The sequence below is a fragment of the Pseudomonas sp. HMWF006 genome, from assembly GCF_003061205.1.
In the GTDB taxonomy this organism is placed as follows: Bacteria; Pseudomonadota; Gammaproteobacteria; order Pseudomonadales; family Pseudomonadaceae; genus Aquipseudomonas; species Aquipseudomonas monsensis.
The window spans coordinates 1,577-6,294 of sequence record NZ_QAIU01000654.1 but is presented as its reverse complement, the minus strand read 5'-3'; the positions used below and the strand labels follow the sequence as shown (position 1 = coordinate 6,294).

Below are 4,718 nucleotides of genomic sequence, written 5' to 3'. Positions count from 1 at the left end.
GCCCTGAACCGCCGTTGGCATTTGTTACGAGGCTGTTTTAATGCCGCTGTCCAACATCCGCATCATCCATCAGGACGCCGCCGTACTGGTGGTCGACAAACCGACGTTGCTGCTCTCGGTGCCCGGCCGCGCCGACGACAACAAGGACTGCCTGATTACCCGCCTGCAGGAAAACGGCTACCCGGAAGCGCGCATCGTCCATCGTCTGGACTGGGAAACTTCCGGCATCATTCTGCTGGCGCGTGACGCCGACACGCATCGCGAACTGTCGCGGCAGTTTCACGACCGCGAAACCGAAAAGGCCTACACCGCCCTGGCCTGGGGTCAACCGGAACTCGACAGCGGCAGCATCGACCTGCCATTGCGCTACGACCCACCGACCAAGCCGCGTCATGTGGTCGATCATGAGTTCGGCAAACACGCGCTGACCTTCTGGCGCGTTTTGGAACGCTGCGGCGACTGGTGTCGCGTCGAGCTGACGCCGATCACTGGGCGGTCGCATCAATTGCGCGTGCACATGCTGTCGATCGGGCACCCGTTGCTCGGTGATGGCCTCTACGCCCACGAGCAGGCGCTGGCGGCATGGCCACGGCTGTGCCTGCACGCGAGCATGCTCAGCTTCACCCATCCGCAAACCGGCGAACGCCTGCGTTTCGAGTGCCCGGCGCCGTTCTGACCAACACCGCAGCCCCCTTGTAGGAGTGAGCCTGCTCACTCCTACAAGGATCCGGTGCAGATTCAATTCCCTGGCCGATGCGTTAAACTCCCGCCCATTGCTGTCTGGAGCTTCTTATGCGCGAAGAGTTGAACCAAGGCCTGATCGACTTCCTCAAGGCCTCCCCTACCCCGTTCCACGCCACCGCCAGCCTTGTTCAGCGTCTGGAGGCCGCCGGTTACGTGCGCCTCGACGAGCGTGAGCCGTGGAACACCGAGGCCAACGGCCGCTATTACGTCACCCGTAACGACTCCTCGATCGTCGCGATCAAAATGGGCCGCAACTCGCCGCTGTATGACGGTATCCGTCTGGTCGGCGCCCACACCGACAGCCCCTGCCTGCGGGTCAAGCCGCAACCGGAACTGCAACGTCAGGGCTTCTGGCAACTGGGCGTCGAAGTCTACGGCGGCGCACTGCTGGCACCATGGTTCGACCGCGACCTGTCGCTGGCCGGCCGTGTGACCTTCCGCCGCGACGGCAAGGTCGAGAGCCAGTTGATCGACTTCAAGGCACCGATCGCGATCATTCCCAATCTGGCCATTCACCTCAACCGTGAAGCCAACCAGGGCTGGGCGATCAACGCGCAGACCGAACTGCCGCCGATCCTCGCGCAGTTCGCCGGTGACGAGCGTGTGGATTTCCGCGCCGTGCTGACCGATCAACTGGCCCGCGAACACGGCCTCAACGCCGACGTGGTGCTCGATTACGAGCTGAGCTTCTACGACACGCAAAGTGCCGCGGTGATTGGCCTGAACGGTGACTTCATCGCCGGTGCCCGTCTGGATAACCTGCTGTCCTGCTACGCCGGCCTGCAGGCCCTGCTGACCGCCGACACCGAAGAAACCTGCGTGCTGGTGTGCAACGATCACGAAGAAGTCGGTTCCTGCTCGGCCTGTGGCGCCGACGGCCCGATGCTCGAGCAGACCCTGCGCCGTCTGCTGCCGGAAGGTGACGAGTTCGTCCGCACCATCCAGAAATCCCTGCTGGTGTCGGCGGACAATGCCCACGGCGTACACCCGAACTACTCGGAAAAGCATGACGCCAATCACGGCCCGAAACTCAACGCCGGTCCGGTGATCAAGGTCAACAGTAACCAGCGCTACGCCACCAACAGCGAAACCGCCGGTTTCTTCCGCCACCTGTGCATGGCCGAAGAAGTCCCGGTGCAGAGCTTCGTCGTGCGCAGCGACATGGGCTGCGGCTCGACCATCGGCCCGATCACCGCCAGCCACCTGGGCGTGCGCACGGTCGACATCGGCCTGCCGACCTTCGCCATGCACTCGATCCGCGAACTGTGCGGCAGCCATGACCTGGCGCACCTGGTCAAAGTCCTGAGCGCGTTCTACGCCTCCCGCGACTTGCCGTAAGCCCCTGCTGTGTGGCGAGGGAGCTTGCTCCCTCGCCACACGATCAGCGCAAAACCGGCTCTATTCTGATACACATCAGCCCGGTGCAGCGAAAACCGACCTAGACTTGAATCATTCCTTTCGACAAGGCAGTCACCATGATCTCGATGTCTTCATTCCACGCCATGCTCGTGCCCATCCTCACCGGGATGATCATGCTGGCCATCGGCTTCAACTTCCGCGACAAGAATGCCGGCGTCTTTGCCATGTGGGTCGGCATGCTGACGATCCTCGCCACCGTGGTCTACAAGATCCTCGCCAAACTCAACGAATAAATCCGCGCCCGGCTCGCATTGATAATGACGGGCTCGTACACTCCAGCGAATCCGCCCCTTGCGAGGTTGACCGCCTAGTGTTTGCTCGTCTTTTTGCTTTGCCCTGCCTGTTCCTCGTTTGCCTGATGACGCTGCTGCCGCTGGCGCCCGCCCATGCGGTCGGCCTGCCCGGTCTGCTCAACACCAGCAAAGCCCAGCCCGAAGCGCAGGAACCCCTCGGCCAGTCCCTCGACGAAGTCATCAAGTCGCTGGAAAACGACAAGCAACGCGCGCAACTGCTGACCGATCTGAAGAAGCTGCGCGACGCCACCAAAAAAGCCCAGGCCAGCCCCGAAGAAGGCGTGCTGGGCCTGATCGGCGGCACCCTGGCCAGTTTCGAAAAACAGTTCACCGGTGCCGACAGCCCACTGACTCGCTGGGGTAACGAGTTCGACCTGGCCAAGGACGAACTCGACAACCTGATGTTGCCGGCCAGTGAATGGCTGCCGATCATCTTCGCCTTCGCCGTGATCCTGATGGTCTGGAGCCTGCTCGCCGCTGCGCTGATCTGGCTCGGCCATCGGGTGCGCATGCGCTTTGGTCTGACCGAAGAACTGCCCCAGCACCCCAGGGCTCTCGACATGCTGCGCTTTGCCCTGCGCAAGCTCGGGCCGTGGCTGATTGCACTGGTCATCACCGTCTACATGAGCTACGCACTGCCATCGTCATTGGGCAAAAGCCTGGCGATGGTGCTGGCCTATGCCCTGGTGGTCGGCACCTGTTTCTCGGCGATCTGCGTGATCGCGTTTTCGCTGCTCGACGGCCCGCACCGGCACCGGGCGCTGTACATCCTGCGCCATCAGGCCTTCCGCCCGCTTTGGCTGATCGGCAGCTTCGCCGCGTTTGGTGAAGCGCTGAACGACCCGCGCCTGGTGGACAGCCTCGGCGTGCACCTGGCGCACACCACCGCGACCATTACCAATGTCCTCGCGGCGCTGTTCACCGGCCTGTTCATCCTGCGTTTCCGTCGGCCGATCGCGCACCTGATTCGCAACCAACCGTTGTCACGGCGCCTGACCCGCCGGGCGCTGAGCGACACCATCGAAATCCTCGGCACCTTCTGGTATGTGCCGGCGCTGGTGCTGGTCGGCATCTCGCTGTTCGCCACCTTCGTCTCCGCCGGCGACACCAGCACCGCCTTGCGCCAGTCGCTGATCTGCACCGTGCTGCTGGTCATGTGCATGGTGATCAACGGCCTCGTGCGCCGGCATTCACTGAAACCGCAGCGCGGGCCGAAACGCCATGCGCTTTACTCGGAACGCCTGAAAAGCTTCTTCTACACCCTGGCGCATCTGTTGGTGTGGCTGGCCTTCATCGAACTTGGCCTGCGCGTCTGGGGCAAATCGCTGATCGGCTTCACCGAGGGCGAAGGGCATGACGTCAGCGTCAAATTGTTCAGTCTGATCGGCACGCTGATTTTCTCCTGGCTGATCTGGATCCTCGCCGACACCGCCGTGCACCACGCCCTCACCCGCTCGCGCAAAGGCCTGGCGAATGCCCGCGCACAGACGATGATGCCGCTGATCCGCAACGTGCTGTTCGTGGCGATTTTCATCATTGCGCTGATCGTCGCCCTGGCGAACATGGGCATGAACGTCACGCCGCTGCTGGCCGGTGCCGGTGTGATCGGTCTGGCCATCGGCTTCGGTGCACAGTCGCTGGTCGCCGACCTGATCACCGGTCTGTTCATCATCATTGAAGACTCGCTGGCGATCGACGACTACGTCGACGTCGGCGGCCACCTCGGCACCGTCGAAGGCCTGACCATCCGCACCGTGCGCCTGCGCGACATCGACGGCATCGTCCACACCATCCCGTTCAGCGAAATCAAAAGCATCAAGAACTACTCCCGGGAATTCGGCTACGCGATTTTCCGCGTGGCGGTGCCGTACAACATGGAAATCGACGACGCGATCAAACTGATGCGCGAAGTCGGCCAGAAAATGCGCACCGATCCCCTGCAGCGGCGCAACATCTGGTCGCCACTGGAAATCCAGGGCGTGGAAAGCTTCGAGTCCGGCAGCGCGATCCTGCGCGCCCGCTTCAAGACCGCGCCGATCAAACAATGGGAAGTTTCCCGGGCGTTCAACCTGTCACTCAAACGCCACCTCGACGAGGCCGGCCTGGACCTGGCAACGCCGCGCATGAGCGTGCAAGTGATCACCGCCGGCGGTGGCCAGCCCAAGGAATAGCACTTGGGCGCGAGGTGCGGGTCACAGGCATGGAAGCCAGAACAACAATAACCAAGGAGAAACCCGATGCAGCTCACCCGCCTGACCCAAG

General features: G+C 62.7%; 4 protein-coding genes. All 4 read left to right on the top strand.

Annotation, left to right across the window (positions count from 1 at the left end; genetic code table 11):
* Positions 1–40: 40 nt before the first annotated feature.
* The 4 genes from DBR24_RS30275 to DBR24_RS30265 all read left to right on the top strand — a co-directional run bounded on the left by DBR24_RS30275 (position 41) and on the right by DBR24_RS30265 (position 4,627).
* Positions 41–676, top strand: coding sequence for an RluA family pseudouridine synthase (locus DBR24_RS30275; protein ID WP_007960625.1), 636 nt, complete (start codon positions 41–43; stop codon positions 674–676).
* Positions 677–792: 116 nt separating this feature from the next.
* Complete coding sequence (locus DBR24_RS30270) at positions 793–2,082, top strand: M18 family aminopeptidase (protein ID WP_123467421.1); 1,290 nt, start codon at positions 793–795, stop codon at positions 2,080–2,082.
* Between the two features lie 137 nt (positions 2,083–2,219).
* Positions 2,220–2,396 carry a hypothetical protein gene (locus DBR24_RS31190; protein ID WP_177490707.1) on the top strand — a complete coding sequence of 59 codons (177 nt, stop codon included), beginning with the start codon at positions 2,220–2,222 and terminating at the stop codon, positions 2,394–2,396.
* Positions 2,397–2,473: 77 nt separating this feature from the next.
* Positions 2,474–4,627, top strand: coding sequence for a mechanosensitive ion channel family protein (locus DBR24_RS30265; protein WP_123467423.1), 2,154 nt, complete (start codon positions 2,474–2,476; stop codon positions 4,625–4,627).
* Positions 4,628–4,718: the final 91 nt, after the last annotated feature.